The sequence below is a fragment of the Microbacterium sp. MYb54 genome, from assembly GCF_002979515.1.
Lineage (GTDB): Bacteria > Actinomycetota > Actinomycetes > Actinomycetales > Microbacteriaceae > Microbacterium.
Map to the genome: position 1 here is coordinate 80,970 of NZ_PCPA01000012.1, position 17,674 is coordinate 98,643.

Sequence of the window (17,674 nt, forward strand, 5' to 3'; positions counted from 1 at the left end):
GGTGGGATGCCGCTGACTCCGTCGATCCTCACGCGCTTGAACCCGAGCGCACCGCTGCTGTGGCGGGATGAGCACACACTTCAGCTCGGCGACGACGGCGATCTGCGTGTCGACACCGAGGCGGTCTGGGTGGAACCACTGCTCAGCAGGTTGCGCTCGGGATTCCGACGTGGTTCCTTCGACGTGATCGCCCATGCGGCGGGTGCACCACGCGACGCCGCACGGGCGCTACTCGCCCGTCTCGATCCGGTGCTGCTCGACGACGTGGCACAGGCTCGTCCGGCATGGGTGGAGAGCATCGGCATCACCGATGGACGCAGCGAGTACCGGATGCGCGACGCGCTCACGGATGAAGGCATCACCCTCGTCGACCATGGCGACCGCCCGGGCGTCGGTGTCGTGCTCGTGCAGGGAGCCGCTGCCGCCCTGCAGTTCGCCCGCTATCTGCGCGAGGACATCGTCCACCTCCCGGTGTCGTTCGAGCCGGGCCGTGTGACCGTCGGACCGCTCGTCGACCCCGGCGCTTCGGCGTGTCTCACCTGTCGTGATGCCCACGCCAGAGACCTCGACCCGGCATGGCCGCTGCTGCACACGCAGATGATCGGCCGCGACCCCGGCCCGATCCGCGCTGCGCAGGTCGCTGAGGCCGCGCGGCTCACGGCCCTGCTCCTCACCGCGAACACGAGTTCGGATGGGCGTCTGGTGCGCGTCAGCGAGGACGGTTCGCGCGAGTGGCGTTCGGTGTCGTTTCACGAAGAATGCCGGTGCCGCGGGTCGTGGTGCCCATCTCAGCGAGGAACCGCGACGGGGACCGCTCCCCCCGCCCCGCAGATCTCGACCACGACAGCGCCAACGTTCGCGCGGCGCGCGTGACACCTACATAGGCCAGACGCCGTTCCTCGTCGATCGACTCGAAGGTCGTCGCGTACGAGATGGGCAATGAGCCCTCGGCCCAGCCCGCCAGGTGCACGTGGGCCCATTCGAGGCCCTTCGCCGCATGCAGGGTCGACAGGGTCACCGTGCGCATCGTCGGCTCGTGCTGGTCCTTCGCCCGCGCCATCAGGGCGTCGCTGAAGCTGCGCAGGTTCGCGTCGGGTCCGGCCTCTTCCGCGAGCCTCAGGATGGCGCGTCGCGCCTCCCAGCCGCCGCGTTGAGCGCCACCGGCCGCCGGCGGCTCCTCGGTGAGACCGAGCTCGCGCAGCACTCGCTGCACCCCCGGCAGGAACCCCTGTTCGCTCGGAGCGACGGCGGCAGCGCGCAGCGCGAGGATCGCCTGGCGCACCTCCGGCATCGAGAAGAAGCGGGTCCCTCCCAGAACCGACGTCGCGATGCCCTCGGCGCCGAGGGCCTGCTGCAGCACGGCGGACTGGGCGTGGGCGCGGTAGAGCACCGCGATCTCCGAAGGGGAGGCACCAGCCTCGATACGCGCGGAGATCGCTGCGGCGATACCCGCCGCTTCCTCACCCTCCGTGTCGTATGCGGTGACCGTCGGAGCATCCGCGGTGAACTGCTCCCGCGCGGGCACGAGCTCAAGAGCACCTGCGCGACCGTGCATCAGAGCGTTCGCCACCGTGAGGATCGGGGGCTGGGACCGGTAGTTCGTCTCCAGCCGCACCACGGTGGCGTCAGGGTGACGACGCTCGAACTCGAGCAGGAATCGCTGTTCGGCGCCGGCGAACGAGTAGATGGTCTGGCTGGCGTCGCCGACCACGCAGATGTCGTGCCGGTCACCGAGCCAGAGTTCGAGCAGGCGGTTCTGCAGCGGAGAGACGTCCTGGAACTCGTCGACGGTGAAGTGACGGTACTGCTCGTGGACGGAGGCGGCGACCCGCGGCTCGGCCTCCAGCATGCCGGCGCACGCGAGGAGCACGTCTTCGAAGTCGAGCTGGCGACGGTCGTCCTTCAGCGCCTCGTACCCGCGCATCAGCTCGACGAGCTGGCCGGCGTCGACCCCGCTGATGGGGCGTCCGAGCGCGGCGTACTGGTCGATGGAGAGCATCGAGACCTTGCGCCACTCGATCTCGGAGGCGATGTCACGGAGGGTCGCGGTGGTGGGCCGGAGGCGGATCGCATCGGCTGCCTGCCCCAGCATCCGCACCTTGTTGTCGATGATCGACGGGGCCGGCGAGCCGGCGAGCGTGGGCCAGAAGAAGTTCAACTGCGCGAGCGCGGTCGCGTGGAAGGTGCGGGCGGCGACCCCCTCCACACCGAGCGCGCGTAGACGGCCCCGGAGCTCGCCCGCGGCTTTGGCGGTGAAGGTGACCGCCATCACACGCGACGGCGAATACGCACCGGTATCGACACCGTGCGCGATGCGGTGCGTGATGACGCGCGTCTTTCCGGTCCCTGCTCCGGCGAGCACGGCGACGGGTCCTCGCAACACGGATGCTGCCGCCCGCTGCCGCTCGTCGAGGGCATCGAGTGCGCTCACGCGCGATCCTCGTACCAGTCGATGATCAGCGCCCGTGCGATCGATGCGGGACCTGGGAGTCCGACCGGTCCGTCTCCGGCGAGCGCGGATCCGATCTCGGCGCGCGTGAACCAGCGCACCTCGATGATCTCCTCACCGTCGGGGCGCGCCGCTGACTCGTCATCGACGATGGCACGGAACCCGACCATGAGCGATCGCGGGAACGGCCAGGCCTGAGAGGAGATGTATCGCAGGGCGGACAGACGCACCCCTGACTCCTCCTCGATCTCGCGGTACGCGGTCGATTCGAGCGACTCCCCTGCTTCGGTGAAGCCCGCGAAGCAGGAGAACATCCGTCCGCCCCAGTTCGCGTTGGCGCCGAGCAGAAGACGTTCGCCGTCTCGGCTCTCGACGGCGACGATCACGGCCGGATCCGTGCGAGGGAAGTGCTGGCGGCCGCATACGAGACAGCGCCGCGACCACCCGGCCTGTTGAAGTTCTGTCCCCCCACCGCACGTCGGGCAGAACGGTGCATCGCGAAGCCAGCCGGCGAGGGCGATGGCGCCGATGAGCAGCTCGGACTCCTGCCCGTCGATGCGGCCGCCGAGGTCGCGCAGCCCGAGCCAGATCTCGTCGGGTGCGGCGTCGAGCGCTTCGGTCTCCGGCGGGGCAGCCGCCAACAGCAGCACCGAGCCGTCGGCATCGCGTCCCAGAAGAGCCCACGTCGCTTCCACGACCGCTGCGGGCGGAACCCGCAGCAATGCGGAATCGACGACTCGGACCCGGCCTTCGCGCACCACGATCACGCGGGTCATCGGGTCGTCGCGCAGGCGATCGAGCACGTCCGGCTCCTCGCGGAGTTCGGCTGCACGGTCGAGGGACGGGCGCTGAATGGTCATCGACTCCCTCTTTCACGGGCGTGGCGGAGGCGGGACCGCCCCTGAGCCCACCTACCCTGGGGGCATGGGACGCTCTCCATTCACTCTAGCCGCGGCAGTGACCGCCGCACTGCCCGGGGCGGAGGTCACCGGCGCCCGTGGTCTGAGTGCAGACGGCGACGGACGCTTCGACTCGGCCATCGCCTCGCTGGCAGACGGCCGTGAGCTCGCGATCCGGGTCGCCGACGACGACGAGACGGCGCGTGAACTCGCTGCCGAGGCGATCGCGCTGCGTGCGCTGACCGACGGCGCGCGCGCCATGCTCCCGTTCCGCGCCCCCGCCTACATCGGGGAGACGCGCATCGGCGACGGACGCGCGCTCGTCACCGAACTCCTCCCCGGCTTCCAGATCGAGGCCGCGATGGTACCGGCCGGGCGCGGCGCAGCCGAGTCGATGGGTACGTCGATCGCCGCAGTGCACGGGCTGCCCACCTCGGTCGTCCGCGGTGCAGGACTCACCACTCGCAGCGCCGAGGAGAGTCGCGCAGAACTCGAGCGGCTGATCGACACCGCGGCGGCCACCGGCCGGGTTCCCGCCCGTCTGACCGTCCGCTGGCGCGATGCCGTCGCTGACGACGACCTGTGGCGGTTCGAGTCGACCGTGGTGCTCGGCGGCGTCCAGGCGACCTCGTTCCTGTTCCAGGATGACCCCGAACGCGGGCCGGAGGTCGTCGGCCTCCTCGGCTGGCACGGGCTCTCCGTCGGGGACCCCGCCGTCGATCTCTCCTGGCTTTCTGCCGCGGCCGAAGCCTCCGACGACGTGCACGCCGCCTACGCGCGCTCCATCGACCGGGCGCCGGACGGTGGCCTCGAGGTGCGCGCTCGCCTGCTCGCCGAACTGGAGTTCGCGCGGTGGCTCGTGCACGGCGACTCGATGCACCGGCCCGACATCGTCGACGATGCGGCAACCCTGCTCGTCGCCCTCGCCGAGGGTCTGCACTCCGAAGACCTCAGCATCATCGAAGAGCGCAGCGCCGGCGTCGACTCCGCCCTGGATGCGCTCGACCGCGTGCCCAAGGACGCCGTCGTCGAGGTCGACACCTCGATGCACACCGATGCCTACAACCCCGAAGAGCTGTGGATCGAGATGCCGGAGGAGTCCGACTCGCCCCAGACCGACACGGCATCCGCTGAGCCCTTGCCCGGTGCCGCAGCCGATCGGGATCAGGATGACAGCGGCCACCGCGCCGAGATGCTGAACGTCGAGACCGAGGACCTGTCGGCCGCGAGGAGCATCTTCGCAGGAACCCATGCTGCCGACGACCGCGATGGATCGCGTCCTAGGGCGTCGGACACCGGCGCCGAGTACGACGACGCTGACTCGGACGAGGCTCAGCGCGCGGCGCGAGCAGCACTCCAACGGTGGAAGAGCTCCTCCTCCGAGTAGACGCGATCGCCGCGGATGATCAGGTCGTCCGCCACGTAGTACAGCGCCACGTCGATGTCGTCCAGCGGCACGTCGAAACGACGGTGGTACGCGAGTCGATAGAGCGCGAGCTGCAGCATCCGCTCGTCGCGTTCCTTCGCCGTGCGCGGAGCCTTACCCGTCTTCCAGTCGACGATCTCGATGCGTCCGCCGCGATCAGCCCGTCGGTACACGGCGTCGAGCTTGCAGATGACGATGTGGGATCGTGGTTCGCCGTCGTTCTCGGGCAGACCGGCACCGAGTGCGAAGTCGATCTCGATCTCCACGGCGATCGGTTTCAGCCCGCCCCATTCGCTGCGCTCGAAGATCTCCTGCAGAACCGAGAGGTCGGCAGCGTCGGCCGCGGCACCCGGTCCGTCGGGTGCCTGCGTCGTGGCATGCGCGGAATCGGACGGCACCTCGTCGGCATCGATCTCCCAGAGCGCCTCGTCGACACGGCTGCCGACGCCGACGAGCTCGGAGCGCTGCTCGACCCAGGCGTGGAAGAGGGTGCCGAGGCGTGTCTGCCGGTACGGTCGCTCGGGCATCGGCCTGACGATCGACGACAGCGTGCCGGAGAAGTCGGTGACGTAGTCCTTGAATCGCGATGCCGGCACGCGGGTCGGGGCCTCAGCGTCGGTACCGCGCTGGCGGGCCGCACGCTCCGCGAGCAGACGCGTGAGTTCGATCGACGGCTCGGCCGTACCGGAACGGATCGCCTCGCCCACGACGGCAACGGCGTCGGCGACGACTTCTCGCCGCGCACCCAGCGGGTCGAGCGGCCAACGAAGGGTTGCTCCGGGGCCGTCATAGGGGTTCTCATCCGGGTCCACCGTCTCGATGGGATCGAGCCCTCGCACCTCGATAGCCTCGGCTAGATAGGGACTCGGCGTGCGCGGCGCCTTCTGCCCTGCCCAGTGCGCACCGCTGAGCATCAGATCGGTCCGCGCACGGGTGACCGCGACATACGCGAGACGCCGCTCCTCCTGCTGCTGGTAGGTGCGGTAGGCGTCTTTGAAGCGCTTGAGTGCGCCGCCCTGCGGATTCGCCTTCGTCGCCCCTCCCGACAACGAAGCCTGAGCGAGCTTCTGACGTTTTCCTGGATCGGCCTCGTCGCCCATCGCCTCCACCGGATCCCACTCGAAGCGGGGCAGCGCATCGCGATCACCTCGCAGAGCGAACGGCACGACGCCGAACCCGAACCAGCCGGAGGTGTCGGACACGCGGCTGGGAAGTTCGTCGACCACCAGGCGGACCACCGCGACGGCGTCCCACTCCAGCCCCTTCGACCCGTGGATCGTGAGCAGCTGCACGACCCCGGCCTCCGGAGGCTCAGGACGAGGCATCAGCTCATCCGTGCTCTCGGCCTTGTCGAGCCAGGCGAGCAGGCTGCCGATGCTCCCCCGCTCGTCTGCGGCGAGGAACGCCCGCACCTCATCGGCGAAGGCTCTCAGCTGCGTCGCCGCGATGCGTGCCGGCCCTCTGGTCTCATTCGCCGCCAGCTCGATGTCCAGCCGCAGCTCGAGCTCGATGAGACGGATCAGCTCCGGGATCGGCTGCGAAGACGCACGGCGAAGCCGTTCCAGCATCTCGCCTGCCGCACGCACCCGTGCGCGACCGTCGGGGGTGATCGTCTCGAGCAGCCGATAGTCGTCACGCACCGCCCGCACCACGTCGACCGCATCGATGATGGAGACTGCTTCGTCGGCGCCGCGCGAGGAGCGCAACCGTGCCCGTACCTCTTCGGGCAACGGCGCCATCGCGGTGTCGCGCTCCGAGAGCGTGCGACCGAGATCGTAGAGAGCAGCCATGTCGGCCACGCCGACTCCGAAGCGTGGACCCGTGAGCAGACGGATCAGCGCCGAGCCCGCGGTCGGGTCGTGCACGACCCGCAGAGTCGAGACGACGTCGACCACCTCCGGCGTCGCGAGCAATCCGCCCAACCCCAGGATGCGGTGCGGGATGCGGCGAGCGGCGAGCGCGGCCGCGAAGGTCTGCATGTGCCGCTTCGACCGGAAGAGGATCGCCCCGGTGTGCGGTCTCGCCCCTTGCGTCTCGCCGGAACCGCGGGCCTCGTGTGCAGCCCGACGCTGGGCGAACCACTCCGCCACCGCGGATGCCTCCTCATCGACCGTGAACGGATACTCCACGGTCACGGTGCCATCACCCGCTCCCGGGCGGGGCTCGAGAGGCGGTACATCGAGTCCTGGCCGCTGCAGCGGGCTCAGCACGCTGTTCGCGATGTCGAGGATGCCGCGGTCGTTCCGCCAGCTCGTCATGAGGCTGTAGGTCTCTGCCGTCGCGGTGCTCGAGAAGGTCCGGGAGAAGGCGTAGAGGTTGTCGGCGCTCGCACCCCGCCAGCCGTAGATCGACTGATGGGGATCTCCGACCGCCATCACCGCGGAGTCCCGGAAGAGTTCCGCGAGGAAACGCGTCTGGATGACGGACGTGTCCTGATACTCGTCCAGCAGCACGACGCGGTGCTGCTCACGGAGCTCGGCGCGCACATCCGGTGCAGACTCGACGATGTCGTAGGCGCCGCTCACCTGGTCCGCGAAGTCCAGCACTCCACGCCGTTCCTTCTCCGCGATGTAGTCGCGTACCAGGCGTGACAGCGTCGGCAGGCTGAGAAGGTTCATCGCCGCCTTCTCGACATCGCCGTTGCCGCGGTACGGCTCGAACGCGACGGCCTGCTCGTGCGCGATGCGTTGAGCCAGATCGAGGTCCACCCGATGATCGAGGGCGTCTCCCGCGAGTCGTTGCACAGCATCGATGACAGTGCCGAGCGCGAACTCGATGCTCTCCAGTTCCGGGATGTCACTGCGGAGCACGACCTCGCGCGCCAGCATCCAGGAGGCGGCCTGAGAGAGCATCACCACGTCGGGATCCCGACCGATGCGCGCCGCGTGCTCGCGGACGATGCCGTCGGCGAAGGCGTTGTAGGTCGAGACCCGAGGGCGGATCATCAGATCTTCCGCCGACCGAGGCGTCACAGGGTCCCACCCCGTGACGCGATGCGCGGCGAGCTCATCGAGCACATGCGCGCGCACCAGTTCACGTTGCCGACCCTGCGCGGCCTCGTCGACTCGGCGGAGCGAGCCCTCTGCCACGATCTCGGCAAGGTGGGGCAGCAGACCCCGGCGTCCGTACTCATCGATGACCGCGAGGCGATGACTGATCCGCTCCGCGAGCTCCCCCGCAGCCTTTCGAGTGAAGGTGAGGCCGAGGATCTCGTCCCGCCGCACATGCCCGTTGGCGACGAGCCAGACCACGCGCCCTGACATCGTCTCGGTCTTGCCGCTGCCCGCGCCGGCCACGACGAGAGCAGGCTCCGGCGGCGCCTCTATCACCCGCTGCTGAGCGGGCGTGGGCGAAGGCAGGCCGAGCGCCGCGGCGATGTCGGTCGCAGAGATGCCCTCGCCGCCGCTCCAGCCCGTCACGAGCTCACCGCCGGCACCGTGTGGATACGACATGGATGCACGCGACGCTGAGTGTCGGCGCAGTGCGACTCGACCTGCGCGGTGAAGCTCGATGCCGTCATCCCGTGGGCGGCATCCGACACCCGCCTCAGGAACGCCGAGCGCGACTCGTCGTCGAGTGTGTGCTGATGCGCGATGCGGTAGTCGCTCTTCGCAAGGGTCTTCGAGACGATGACGAGGCGCGCCCCTGCCAACGACTCCGGCGGAGCCCCCTCGACCAATCCCTGCTGGACAGCCACCTGATAGGCGGCCAGCTGCGCATGTTCGAGCACCCCGGAGTCTGACTCCGGGTCGTTCTTCCCGGTCTTCAGGTCGACGACCACCGTCGGACCGTCCTGACCACCGGACATCCGCTCCCATCCGCGACCTCGGGCCTGAGCGTGCTCGCCGGCGCCAGACGGGTATGCCTCGACGCGGTCGATGTACCCGTGGATGATCGCCTGATTCGCGCTGTCGTCTCCCACCGGGTGCACGGCGGGAACGGCTTCGGTGTCGGCCGTGGCTGCGACGTCGACGGCGAAGCGGAACTCCATCTCGCTGCCGATCACACGTCCGCCCTCCCGGCGCACATCGCCCAGATACGTGTGCAGTCGACCGACGAGCAGGTCGGCACGACGTCGCTCCTTGCGTCCGATCCACTCGGTCTCGAAGTCGAGCTCCGGCCAATGCTCAGCGACGATCGCCCGCATCTGCTCGAGGTCGCCGTCTGGAACCCGCTCCATCGCCTCATGGACGATCGTGCCGATGCCGGCGGTCGGGGGCATCACCGTGTCGCCACCGAGAGCCGAGACGACCCAGTTCAGGCCGCACTCCTCATACGACTCCATCTTCGACGGCGACACCCGCGCGCCGGCGACCGTCAGATCGCGCAACGGCGCATCGGTGGAAGCAGGTGTCACTCCGTACCACTCGCCGGGATCAGCGCCGGGGACGCCCTCCCGTGCGAGCACGGCGAGCTGTCCGGCGGCGTCTCGTCGAGTCGATTCCGCGCGGGCTGTGGTGAGGGTGCGTCGATGCCGTGCGACCAGACCCCGCAGCGTGAGCGGATGCTCGGCCGAGGCGTGTCGCTCCGGTGGCTCAGGGGCAGGCAGAAAGCCGAAGAACGCGCTGGGCGTCAGATCGTCATCGTCCACTGCCGTGATCAGGAGTCGGTCGCGCGCCCTCGACACGGCGCGGACGAACAGCCGGAGCTCGTCGTGCAAGGCTGCACGCCGCCGATCCAGAGCTCCGGGCGGCTCGATGAACTCCCCCGTGCGTGCGGCCTGGAGCGCGTCGGCCAGACGCCACGTCTGAAGCAGACCGCCGCGCAGCCGCACGTTCGGCCAGATGCCGTCCTGCACCCCGGCGACGACGACCGCGTCGAATTCCGTCCCCAGCGCCGTCGCCGGAGTCAGCAGTGTGACCTTTCCCGGCCGATCAGGAGTGGACAGGGAGTCTTCGGGAACCTCGCTGTCGAGGATGTCCCGCACGAAGGTCTCGGGCTTCTCGTTGGGCGTTCGCTCGACGAAGCGCTTCGCGGCATCGAACAGCGACACCAGCGCATCGAGCGAGCGCGCGGTCTCCGCACCGGTCGGCAGCAATGAGATCTCGCGCCAGGCGACCTGCAGCCGCCGGCCGTCGACGGCTCGCGCCTGATCCCACACCCGCCACAGCAGGTCGTGGATCGTCTCGCCGGAGGCCGCACCGCGCGCGACGGCCTCGATCGTCTCGGCGAAGCGCTCGGCCGTACGCGACTCCGGCGCATCGATCAGCGTGAGGTGTGACGGATTCGCCATCGCCTGACGCAGCAGTTCGCGGGCCGGCGTCGAGCCTCCCTGCTCGAGCTCGATGTGCCGGAGTCGAGCACGCAGTCTCCGCAGTCCGATCGCATCCGTCCCACCGAACGGGGTGCGCATCGCCTCTTCGAGTGCCTGTGATGTGCGCTCATCGACCGGAGTCAGGGCCAGCCGCACGATGCCGACGATGTCGCGCACGATCCCTTCGCTGCCGAGCGGGCGCTGCACCCCGGCGGCGCGTGTCGGTATCTCTCGTGCCGCCAGCTCGGTCTCGAGTGTGGTCACCTGACGGGTGTCGTGCGCGATGACCGCCATCCGATCCCAGCGGATCCCGTCGGAGAGATGCCAGCTTCGCATCACTCCAGCGATGCGATCGAGCTCTTCGTAGGGCGAAGGCGCCAGGAAGGTCGAGACTCCGGCATCGGCCTCGTCGGCGGTCACCGGCACAGGCGCCCGGCGGTGCTCGACGCGGCCGGACACACCGATCGCCTGCGTCACCGTGCGTGTGAGAGCCGTGAGTGCCGGTCGCTGGCGGTGCGTGCCGTCGAGCACGTGCACCTCGCCCAGCACGCCGGCGAGCTGGGCGAAGAGCTCGGGGCTGGCGCCGCGGAACGATCCGGAAGAGATGTCAGGGTCGCCGAATGCGAGCACGGCGATCCCGCGGCTGCGCAGAGCCCGCACGATGCCGACCCCTCCTCGGGTGAGCTCCTGGGCATCGTCGATGAGCACGACCCGCAGAGGTGCGAGGGCGCCGAGGGTCGTCACGTCCGCCGTCTGCAGGATCATGCTCGCCTCGCTCAGCAGGTCGGCGGCGTCACGGTGGGCGGCCCGGAGCGCATCGAGCACAGCGCGGTACTCCACGAGGAAATCCGCTGTCGCGGCCCAGACCTCGTTGCCGGATGCCCGGAGCTCATCCGCAGTCGCCCCGATCTCGGTGCACTCGGCGAGGAACGCCCGCAGCTCCGACCTGAAGCCCTTCGAAGCGCGCACGGAGGCGCTCAGCGCATCGGGCCAGCGGATCCGCTCGTCCTCCGCATCCCCTGCCAGCAGCTCTGCGATGATCCGGTCCTGATCGGCACCGGTGAGCAGCGCGGGCGGCTCTGCTCCCTCTCGCACCATCGCCCCGCGAACCAGCTGGAACGCGAAAGAGCCCAGCGATCGTGCCAGCGGCCCAGGGGTCGCCTGACCGATCCGCACCCCGATCCGGTCTCGCAGCGCCGTCGCCGCCTGACGGTTCGGGGTGAGGGCGAGCACCTGCTCCGGGCGCATCGACTCGGCATCGAGTAGGTGCACCACCCGGTCGATGAGGGTGCGTGTCTTCCCGGTTCCCGGTGCCCCGATGATGACCCCGGACGCGGTCGGCTCGGCGGCGATCACAGCTCGCTGAGCGGCATCCGGTGTCATGTCCTCCACGCTATCCGGACGCGCGGACATCGTCGTCCGCCCGCGCCCGACACATCCTCGTCCCCACCTGTGCGCTCACGGCGAAACCGGCCGTAAGCGCCGATCCGGCCCGGTGCGCGCGGGGTAGAGTTGGCGCAGTCCCCGAACTTCAAGGAGCACGCGTGGAAATCCGCATCGGCATCATCAACACCGGCCGTGAACTGAGCTTCGACACCGGCGCGAGCGCCGACGAGGTCCGCACCCAGGTCACCGCAGCGCTGGAGCAGAGCGCGACTCACGTGAGCTTCGCCGACGTGAAGGGCAACTCCTACATCGTCCCCACCGCGAACCTCGCCTACATCGAGCTGGGCACCGAGGAATCGCGCCGCGTGGGCTTCGTCGCCTGAACCGTCGATGTACATCCTCCTCGCACTCATCGGCGCGTGCGCTCTGGGTATCGCCGCGCACTTCCTGATCCCCGACCGGCAGCTGCGCGGCGTGGCACTCGCTCCGGCGATCGCGACCGCCGTGTCGGCGATCACGTACACCGGCTTGCAGTGGGCCGGCGTCGGCGAGGACAGCATCTGGCTGTGGCTTGCGAGCGTGCTCGGCGCTGCCGTCATCGCGGGGCTCGCGACGCTGGCCCTCACCGTGCTCCGCAAGCGTTCGGACGCTGAGGCCAGGGTCGCGCTCGGCATCTGACCGACGCGAGCCGACAAGGCTTCGCCCCTGACCGATGCTGAGCCGACGAGGCTTCGCCTAGGAGGCGAGGCCCATCGCGTCCATCCGTCGCGCGTGTGCGCCCATCAGCTCGGTGTACACCGGCTCGATGCGCTCTTCGTCGACGTCGAGACGCTCCGGCCGAAGGGCCGAACGGCAGACGAGGATCGTGTCGCCGACCAGGCGACGCGCCCACATCGACAGCAGTGAGCGCCACTCCTCGTCGCTCTCGATCGTCTCCTGCATGATCGCGACGATCTCGTGGCGAGCGTCATCCTCGCGGAGGATCTCAGCCACGCGACGCCCTGTATCGCCGTAGCTGGATGCCAGCGCGAGATAGAAGTCGTCGAGCATCCCGGCCGTCGTGTACACCGCGAGCAGCGTCTCCCGAGGACGCGCGCCGATCGTCTTGCGGCGGAACGCGTCGAGGTTCTCCCGGAACGGGAGCATCAGCTGGGTCGGGTCGTCGCCATGCTCGGCGATGAGATCGACGATCCCGCGGTGCTTTGTCAGGGCTGCGCCGGCCGCGCGCGACAGCGATTCCTTCTCCGACAGCTCAGGGGTGGCGCGGATGAGGCGCGTGAGCGTCTCGAAGTAACCCAGCTGCAGGTATGCGGCCTGGCCGAGGAAACGGTTGAGCTCGGGGGCGAGTTCGGCGAAGTCGATGCGCGTCGTGTCACCCTGTTCACCCCTGCCGCGCAGGGCGAGGGTGCGCCTCGGCGCGTCTTCGCGCTGCCAGAACCACTTAACCACGAGGTCGTCCTCCCGAGTCCACCACGTCGTTCACAATACTCGTGCGCGGGCGTCCTTCCTGGTCGGCGGCACCCCTCGGGTAGGCTGGGCGTGTCCCCGCCGTCGGAGCGGGGCCCCGCGCCTGTGGCACAAGAGACGGCGTGGATCCGTTAACGTGGCGATCCCGCAGGGTCGCCGGACAGGCAATCTGAATATAGTGACAACTTTCGCTGATCTCGGCGTCGATCAGGACATCGTCGACGCACTCGCCGCCAAGGGCATCATCGATGCGTTCCCCATCCAGGAGCAGACCATCCCCCTCGGCCTTCCCGGCCAGGACATCATCGGTCAGGCGAAGACCGGAACCGGTAAGACCTTCGGCTTCGGCATCCCCGTCGTCCAGCGCCTCGGAAAAGACCCGGAGCACGGCGTCAAGGCACTCATCGTGGTGCCGACGCGTGAGCTCGCGGTGCAGGTGTACGAAGACATCGACCTGCTCACCAGCAATCGCTCCACCAGCGTCGTCGCCATCTACGGCGGCAAGGCATACGAAGGCCAGATCGACCAGCTCAAGGCCGGCGCGCAGATCGTCGTCGGCACGCCCGGTCGTCTGATCGACCTCGCGGGCCAGCGACTGCTCGATCTGTCGAACGCGACAGAGGTCGTACTCGACGAGGCGGACAAGATGCTCGACCTCGGCTTCCTCGCCGACATCGAGAAGATCTTCCAGAAGGTCCCGGCGGTCCGGCACACGCAGCTGTTCTCCGCGACCATGCCAGGACCGATCGTCGCTCTGGCACGTCGCTTCATGACCAACCCGATCCACATCCGCGCGAACGACCCCGACGAGGGTCTCACGCAGGCGAACATCAAGCACCTCGTCTACCGCGCGCACTCGATGGACAAGGACGAGGTCATCGCCCGCATCCTGCAGGCAGAGGGTCGCGGCAAGACCGTGATCTTCACGCGCACCAAGCGTGCGGCGCAGCGCCTCGTCGACGAGCTCGGCGACCGCGGCTTCAACGTCGGCGGTGTGCACGGCGACATGGGCCAGGACCAGCGCGAGCGTTCGATGGCCGCGTTCAAGGCGGGCAAGCGTGACGTGCTCGTCGCGACCGACGTGGCCGCCCGAGGCATCGACGTCGACGACGTGACGCACGTCATCAACCACACCATCCCCGACGAGGACAAGACGTATCTGCACCGCGCAGGTCGTACGGGCCGCGCCGGCAAGACCGGCATCGCGGTGACTTTCGTCGACTGGGAAGACCTGCACAAGTGGGCCCTGATCAACCGTGCCCTGGAATTCGGCCAGCCCGAGCCGATCGAGACGTACTCGTCGAGCCCGCACCTGTACGAAGATCTCAACATCCCGCAGGGCACGAAGGGCCGCCTGAGGTCGGCCCCGAAGACCGAGTCCGTGAAGACCGAGCGCACGCGTCGCCCCGAGCGCGCGGCAGATGTCGCGGCCGAGGGCACCGATGAGACCGGCACTCGTCGCCGCCGTCGCCGTCGCAACAGCACCACCCCGGTCGGCTCGACGTTCGCAGAGGGCACCACCGAGGCCGTGTCCGACGAGGGACAGTCCGCTCCGTCGGCAGACCGCAGCGCCGAGGGCGCCGGTACGCATGACGGTGCCGGCAAGGAGCACCACGACGGAAAGCCGGCTCCGGCTCGTCGTCGTCGTCGCCGCCGTGGCGGCTCTGGCGCGGGCGCCGCTCCCGTCACCGGAGCCTGAACCCCGCACTGACCTCAAGGGCGCTTACGGCCGGGAGTCCTTCCCGGCCGTAAGCGCCCTTCGTGTGTGCGGAACGCGATGCCGACTGGGTCACTCGATGCCGGCCCGGTGTCCCCTGACCTCATCGACGCCGAGAGCGCCGTCCCCGGAGTCGCGCAGCAACCGGGCGGGGACCTGTGGCGGATACACCCAGGCGACGAGAACGACCGAGATGATCATCAACAGGAACCACGAACTCAGCTTGCTCAGTGACACCGGCTTCCATCCCTCCGCCTGATCGGGGTATGCCCACGCTCCCGCCCAGGTGCCGATGTTCTCCGCGAGATAGATGAACACGGCGACTCCCCCGAACACCGCGAGCAGTGGCAGCCTGATCGTCCGGCGCCAGATTCGCGCATGCATCACCGTCGGCAGCCAGAGCAGCACGACGCCGGCGAGCAGCACCCAGCGGGCATCCCACCACCAGTGGTGCGCGAAGAAGTTGAGGTAGATCGCGACCGCGAGGATCGCCGTCATCCAGCGTCGCGGGTACCGCGTGAAACTCAGGTCGAACAACCGGTACACACGGACCATGTACGAGCCGATGGCCGCATACATGAATCCGCTGTACAGCGGGACTCCGCCGATCCGTAGGAATCCGTCCGCAGCGTATGCCCACGAGCCCACGTCGGTCTTGAAGAGCTCCATGGCCGTGCCTGTGATGTGAAAGAGCACGATCACCCACAGTTCGCGACCGCTCTCCAGTCGGAAAACCAGCATCGCGACCTGGATGAGCACCGCGGCGATCGTGAGAGCGTCATTGCGGGCGAGCGCTGCATCGTCGGGATACCAGAGACGTGCCGCGACGATCACGACCAGCAGCGCCGCACCGAAGATGCACGCCCACGCCTGCTTGACCACGAACACCGTGAACTCGACCAGGCCCGCGCGGATTCCGCTGGACGGAGCGCCGAGGAGGAGGCGATGAGCCCACGCGTCGACGCGTCGCTCGAGGGAAGTCGCTCGCTGCATGCCTCGGACGGTATCGGTCCCGCTCGACAGGCCGCCGGGAGGTGACCGACAGAATGCCGAGGATCAGGGAAAACGCGGGGCGGTGCCGGTGCCGCGTGCTATGAGTCTGGCCACCATCTCCTCGGAGGTGGTGTTCTCTCCTGGACGGTTCGGCTTGCCGGTGCCGTGATAATCGCTCGAGCCGGTGACGATGAGGTCGTGCTTCGCGGCGATCTCGCGCAGCATCCTCTTGCCCGCCTCCGTGTTCTCGCGGTGCTCGATCTCGAACCCGCCCAGGCCCGCCGCGATGAGTCGCTCGATGAACGGCACGGGCATCATGCGGTCTCGCCCCGCCGTCACGGGATGCGCGATGATCGCCACTCCCCCCGCTTCGGTGATCAGACGCACCGCGGTCAGCGGATCGGGGGCATAGTGCGGCTCGTAATATCCCTCTCGCGGATGCAGGATGCCGTCGAAGGCCTCAGTCCGGTCGCGCACGATGCCACGGGCGACGAGGGCGTCCGCGATATGCGGGCGTCCGACGGTGGCATCGAGCGTGGTCTGGGCGACAACGTCGTCCCACTGCAGGTCGTAGTCGCGACCGATGTTGCGGACGATGCGCTCCGCGCGACCGATCCGATCGCCGCGGATGCGTTCGGTCTCGGCGCGCAACGCATCGTTCTCCGGGTCGAAGAGGTAGCCGAGCACATGGACACTGCGCCACTCGTGCTTCGCCGAGAGTTCCATCCCCGGGATGAACGTCATCCCGAGCGAGACGGCAGCGTCTCCGGCCTCAGTCCACCCGGTGGAGCGGTCATGATCGGTGAGGGCGAGCGTGCGCACCCCGTGCGCGTGAGCCTGGGCGACCACCTCTGCCGGAGACTCCGTGCCATCGGAATGGTTGGAGTGCAGGTGCAGGTCGGCAGGACCTGTGAACCCCTGGGACGAAGTGGCCATCCTCTGAGCGTACCCAGCACCACCCGGACCGGACGCACGGACGCACGGAAGCGGATGTCGGGGCAGGGACTTCACAGGCGGCGCTTCTAGGCTGGAGGGGATGTTTCGACTACTGGGGATCCTCTTCACCGTGCTGTTCGCGATCGCGACGGCGGTCGTGGTCTGGCCGCAGTTCTTCCGCCTCGAGCAGACGTATCCGTTCGCACAGCTCGTGTCGGTGCGCGGTCTCGTGCTCGGTGGATTCCTCATCGTCGCGGTGCTCGCGCTCCTGCTGCTGTTCGCTCGCCCGCTGCGGGGCTTCGCCGCCTCCGTGCTGATCGTGGCGCTGCTCGGAGCCGGCGCGACCGCGGCGATCGGCGCCACTCGCGGCTTCGGCGCCTCCGCCCTTCCGGACAAGACCGATGGCAGCGTCCGAGTGCTCACCTGGAACACCGCGGGCGAAGCCGTAGCTGCCGAGGTGATCGCCCAGCAGATCCTCGATCAGGGCGCCGACATCGTGGCGCTCCCCGAGACGACCGAGGCCGTCGGTGAGCGCATCGCCATCATGCTGCGAGAACAGGGACACCCGATGTGGGTGCATCACGTGCAGTTCCGCCCCGACGTGCAAGACGGCCCGCAGTCGTGGCAGACCACGGTGCTGGTGGCCCCCGACCTCGGCGAGTACTCGGTGATCGAGTCGTCGAAGGACGGCACGAGCAACACCGGCTCGGTGCCCAGCGTCGTGCTGATGCCGATCGACGGATCCGGCCCCACGATCGTCGCCGTGCACGCGGTCGCTCCCCGCATGGAGGAGATGCAGCAGTGGCGCAGCGACCTGCAGTGGATCGCCGATCAGTGCCCCCAGGGCGATTTCCTCCTCGCCGGTGACTTCAACGCGACGATCGACCATATGGCCCCGCTCGGAGTGGAAGGCGGTGACATCGGCTACTGCCGCGATGTCGCCGCCCGCACCGGCAACGGCCTCACCGGCACCTGGCCGAGCTCGCTGCCTGCCCTGGCCGGTGCCCCGATCGACCACGTGATGGCGTCGCAGAACTGGAAGCCGACGGGCTCGGTCGTACTCGACGATGCCGGGGGAAGCGACCACCGCGCCCTGGTCGTGCAGCTCGAGCCCGCCGGCTGACTCCCGCACCAGCCCGCCAGGTGA

At 68.9% G+C, this 17,674-nt stretch carries 12 protein-coding genes; 5 read left to right on the forward strand and 7 right to left on the reverse strand.

Going from position 1 to position 17,674, the window contains the following annotated elements; all coding sequences use genetic code 11:
• Window positions 1–709: 709 nt before the first annotated feature.
• On the reverse strand, window positions 710–2,431 hold the full coding sequence (locus tag CQ040_RS13735; RefSeq protein ID WP_105526907.1) for an ATP-dependent helicase: 1,722 nt from the start codon (window positions 2,429–2,431) through the stop codon (window positions 710–712).
• Window positions 2,428–3,309 (reverse strand): NAD(+) diphosphatase, encoded by an 882-nt coding sequence (nudC, locus tag CQ040_RS13740; RefSeq protein WP_105526908.1) that lies wholly within the window; start codon window positions 3,307–3,309, stop codon window positions 2,428–2,430. Before nudC ends, CQ040_RS13735 begins: the two co-directional genes overlap by 4 nt.
• Window positions 3,310–3,373: 64 nt before the next feature.
• Between nudC and CQ040_RS13745 the strand changes: the two genes are divergently transcribed.
• Window positions 3,374–4,735 (forward strand): phosphotransferase, encoded by a 1,362-nt coding sequence (locus tag CQ040_RS13745; RefSeq protein ID WP_258131368.1) that lies wholly within the window; start codon window positions 3,374–3,376, stop codon window positions 4,733–4,735.
• Here the strand turns inward: CQ040_RS13745 and CQ040_RS13750 are convergent.
• Both CQ040_RS13750 and CQ040_RS13755 read right to left on the reverse strand, forming a co-directional pair.
• Window positions 4,681–8,226, reverse strand: a complete 3,546-nt coding sequence (locus CQ040_RS13750) for an ATP-dependent DNA helicase (protein WP_258131369.1) — start codon at window positions 8,224–8,226, stop codon at window positions 4,681–4,683. The genes CQ040_RS13745 and CQ040_RS13750 overlap by 55 nt on opposite strands.
• Entirely contained in the window at window positions 8,190–11,411 is a 3,222-nt protein-coding gene (locus CQ040_RS13755) for an ATP-dependent DNA helicase (RefSeq protein ID WP_105526910.1), read from the reverse strand. Before CQ040_RS13755 ends, CQ040_RS13750 begins: the two co-directional genes overlap by 37 nt.
• A gap of 161 nt (window positions 11,412–11,572) precedes the next feature.
• On the opposite strand from CQ040_RS13755, the gene CQ040_RS13760 reads away from it, so the two are divergent.
• Window positions 11,573–11,797 (forward strand): DUF3107 domain-containing protein, encoded by a 225-nt coding sequence (locus tag CQ040_RS13760; RefSeq protein ID WP_105526911.1) that lies wholly within the window; start codon window positions 11,573–11,575, stop codon window positions 11,795–11,797.
• Window positions 11,798–11,804: 7 nt separating this feature from the next.
• Window positions 11,805–12,092, forward strand: coding sequence for a hypothetical protein (locus CQ040_RS13765; RefSeq protein WP_105526912.1), 288 nt, complete (start codon window positions 11,805–11,807; stop codon window positions 12,090–12,092).
• 57 nt (window positions 12,093–12,149) lie between these two features.
• On the opposite strand, the gene CQ040_RS13770 is transcribed toward CQ040_RS13765, so the two are convergent.
• Window positions 12,150–12,863, reverse strand: coding sequence for a ferritin-like fold-containing protein (locus tag CQ040_RS13770; protein ID WP_105526913.1), 714 nt, complete (start codon window positions 12,861–12,863; stop codon window positions 12,150–12,152).
• Window positions 12,864–13,059: 196 nt separating this feature from the next.
• Between CQ040_RS13770 and CQ040_RS13775 the strand changes: the two genes are divergently transcribed.
• Complete coding sequence (locus CQ040_RS13775; protein WP_105526914.1) at window positions 13,060–14,580, forward strand: DEAD/DEAH box helicase; 1,521 nt, start codon at window positions 13,060–13,062, stop codon at window positions 14,578–14,580.
• 90 nt (window positions 14,581–14,670) lie between these two features.
• On the opposite strand, the gene CQ040_RS13780 is transcribed toward CQ040_RS13775, so the two are convergent.
• Together CQ040_RS13780 and CQ040_RS13785 are read right to left on the reverse strand one after the other, a co-directional pair.
• Window positions 14,671–15,591: a DUF817 domain-containing protein gene (locus CQ040_RS13780; RefSeq protein ID WP_105526915.1), complete on the reverse strand. Its 921-nt coding sequence runs from the start codon at window positions 15,589–15,591 to the stop codon at window positions 14,671–14,673.
• A 63-nt stretch (window positions 15,592–15,654) separates the two neighbouring features.
• A complete protein-coding gene (locus tag CQ040_RS13785; protein ID WP_105526916.1) occupies window positions 15,655–16,527 on the reverse strand; it encodes a PHP domain-containing protein in 873 nt (290 codons plus the stop codon).
• A 100-nt stretch (window positions 16,528–16,627) separates the two neighbouring features.
• On the opposite strand from CQ040_RS13785, the gene CQ040_RS13790 reads away from it, so the two are divergent.
• A complete protein-coding gene (locus tag CQ040_RS13790; protein ID WP_105526917.1) occupies window positions 16,628–17,650 on the forward strand; it encodes an endonuclease/exonuclease/phosphatase family protein in 1,023 nt (340 codons plus the stop codon).
• Window positions 17,651–17,674: the final 24 nt, after the last annotated feature.

Coding starts and splice junctions, on each gene's coding strand:
- nudC (WP_105526908.1), bottom strand. CDS start 3,309: ATGACCATTCAGCGCCCGTCCCTCGACCGTGCAGCCGAACTCCGCGAG.
- CQ040_RS13745 (WP_258131368.1), top strand. CDS start 3,374: ATGGGACGCTCTCCATTCACTCTAGCCGCGGCAGTGACCGCCGCACTG.
- CQ040_RS13750 (WP_258131369.1), bottom strand. CDS start 8,226: ATGTCGTATCCACACGGTGCCGGCGGTGAGCTCGTGACGGGCTGGAGC.
- CQ040_RS13755 (WP_105526910.1), bottom strand. CDS start 11,411: ATGACACCGGATGCCGCTCAGCGAGCTGTGATCGCCGCCGAGCCGACC.
- CQ040_RS13765 (WP_105526912.1), top strand. CDS start 11,805: ATGTACATCCTCCTCGCACTCATCGGCGCGTGCGCTCTGGGTATCGCC.
- CQ040_RS13780 (WP_105526915.1), bottom strand. CDS start 15,591: ATGCAGCGAGCGACTTCCCTCGAGCGACGCGTCGACGCGTGGGCTCAT.
- CQ040_RS13785 (WP_105526916.1), bottom strand. CDS start 16,527: ATGGCCACTTCGTCCCAGGGGTTCACAGGTCCTGCCGACCTGCACCTG.
- CQ040_RS13790 (WP_105526917.1), top strand. CDS start 16,628: ATGTTTCGACTACTGGGGATCCTCTTCACCGTGCTGTTCGCGATCGCG.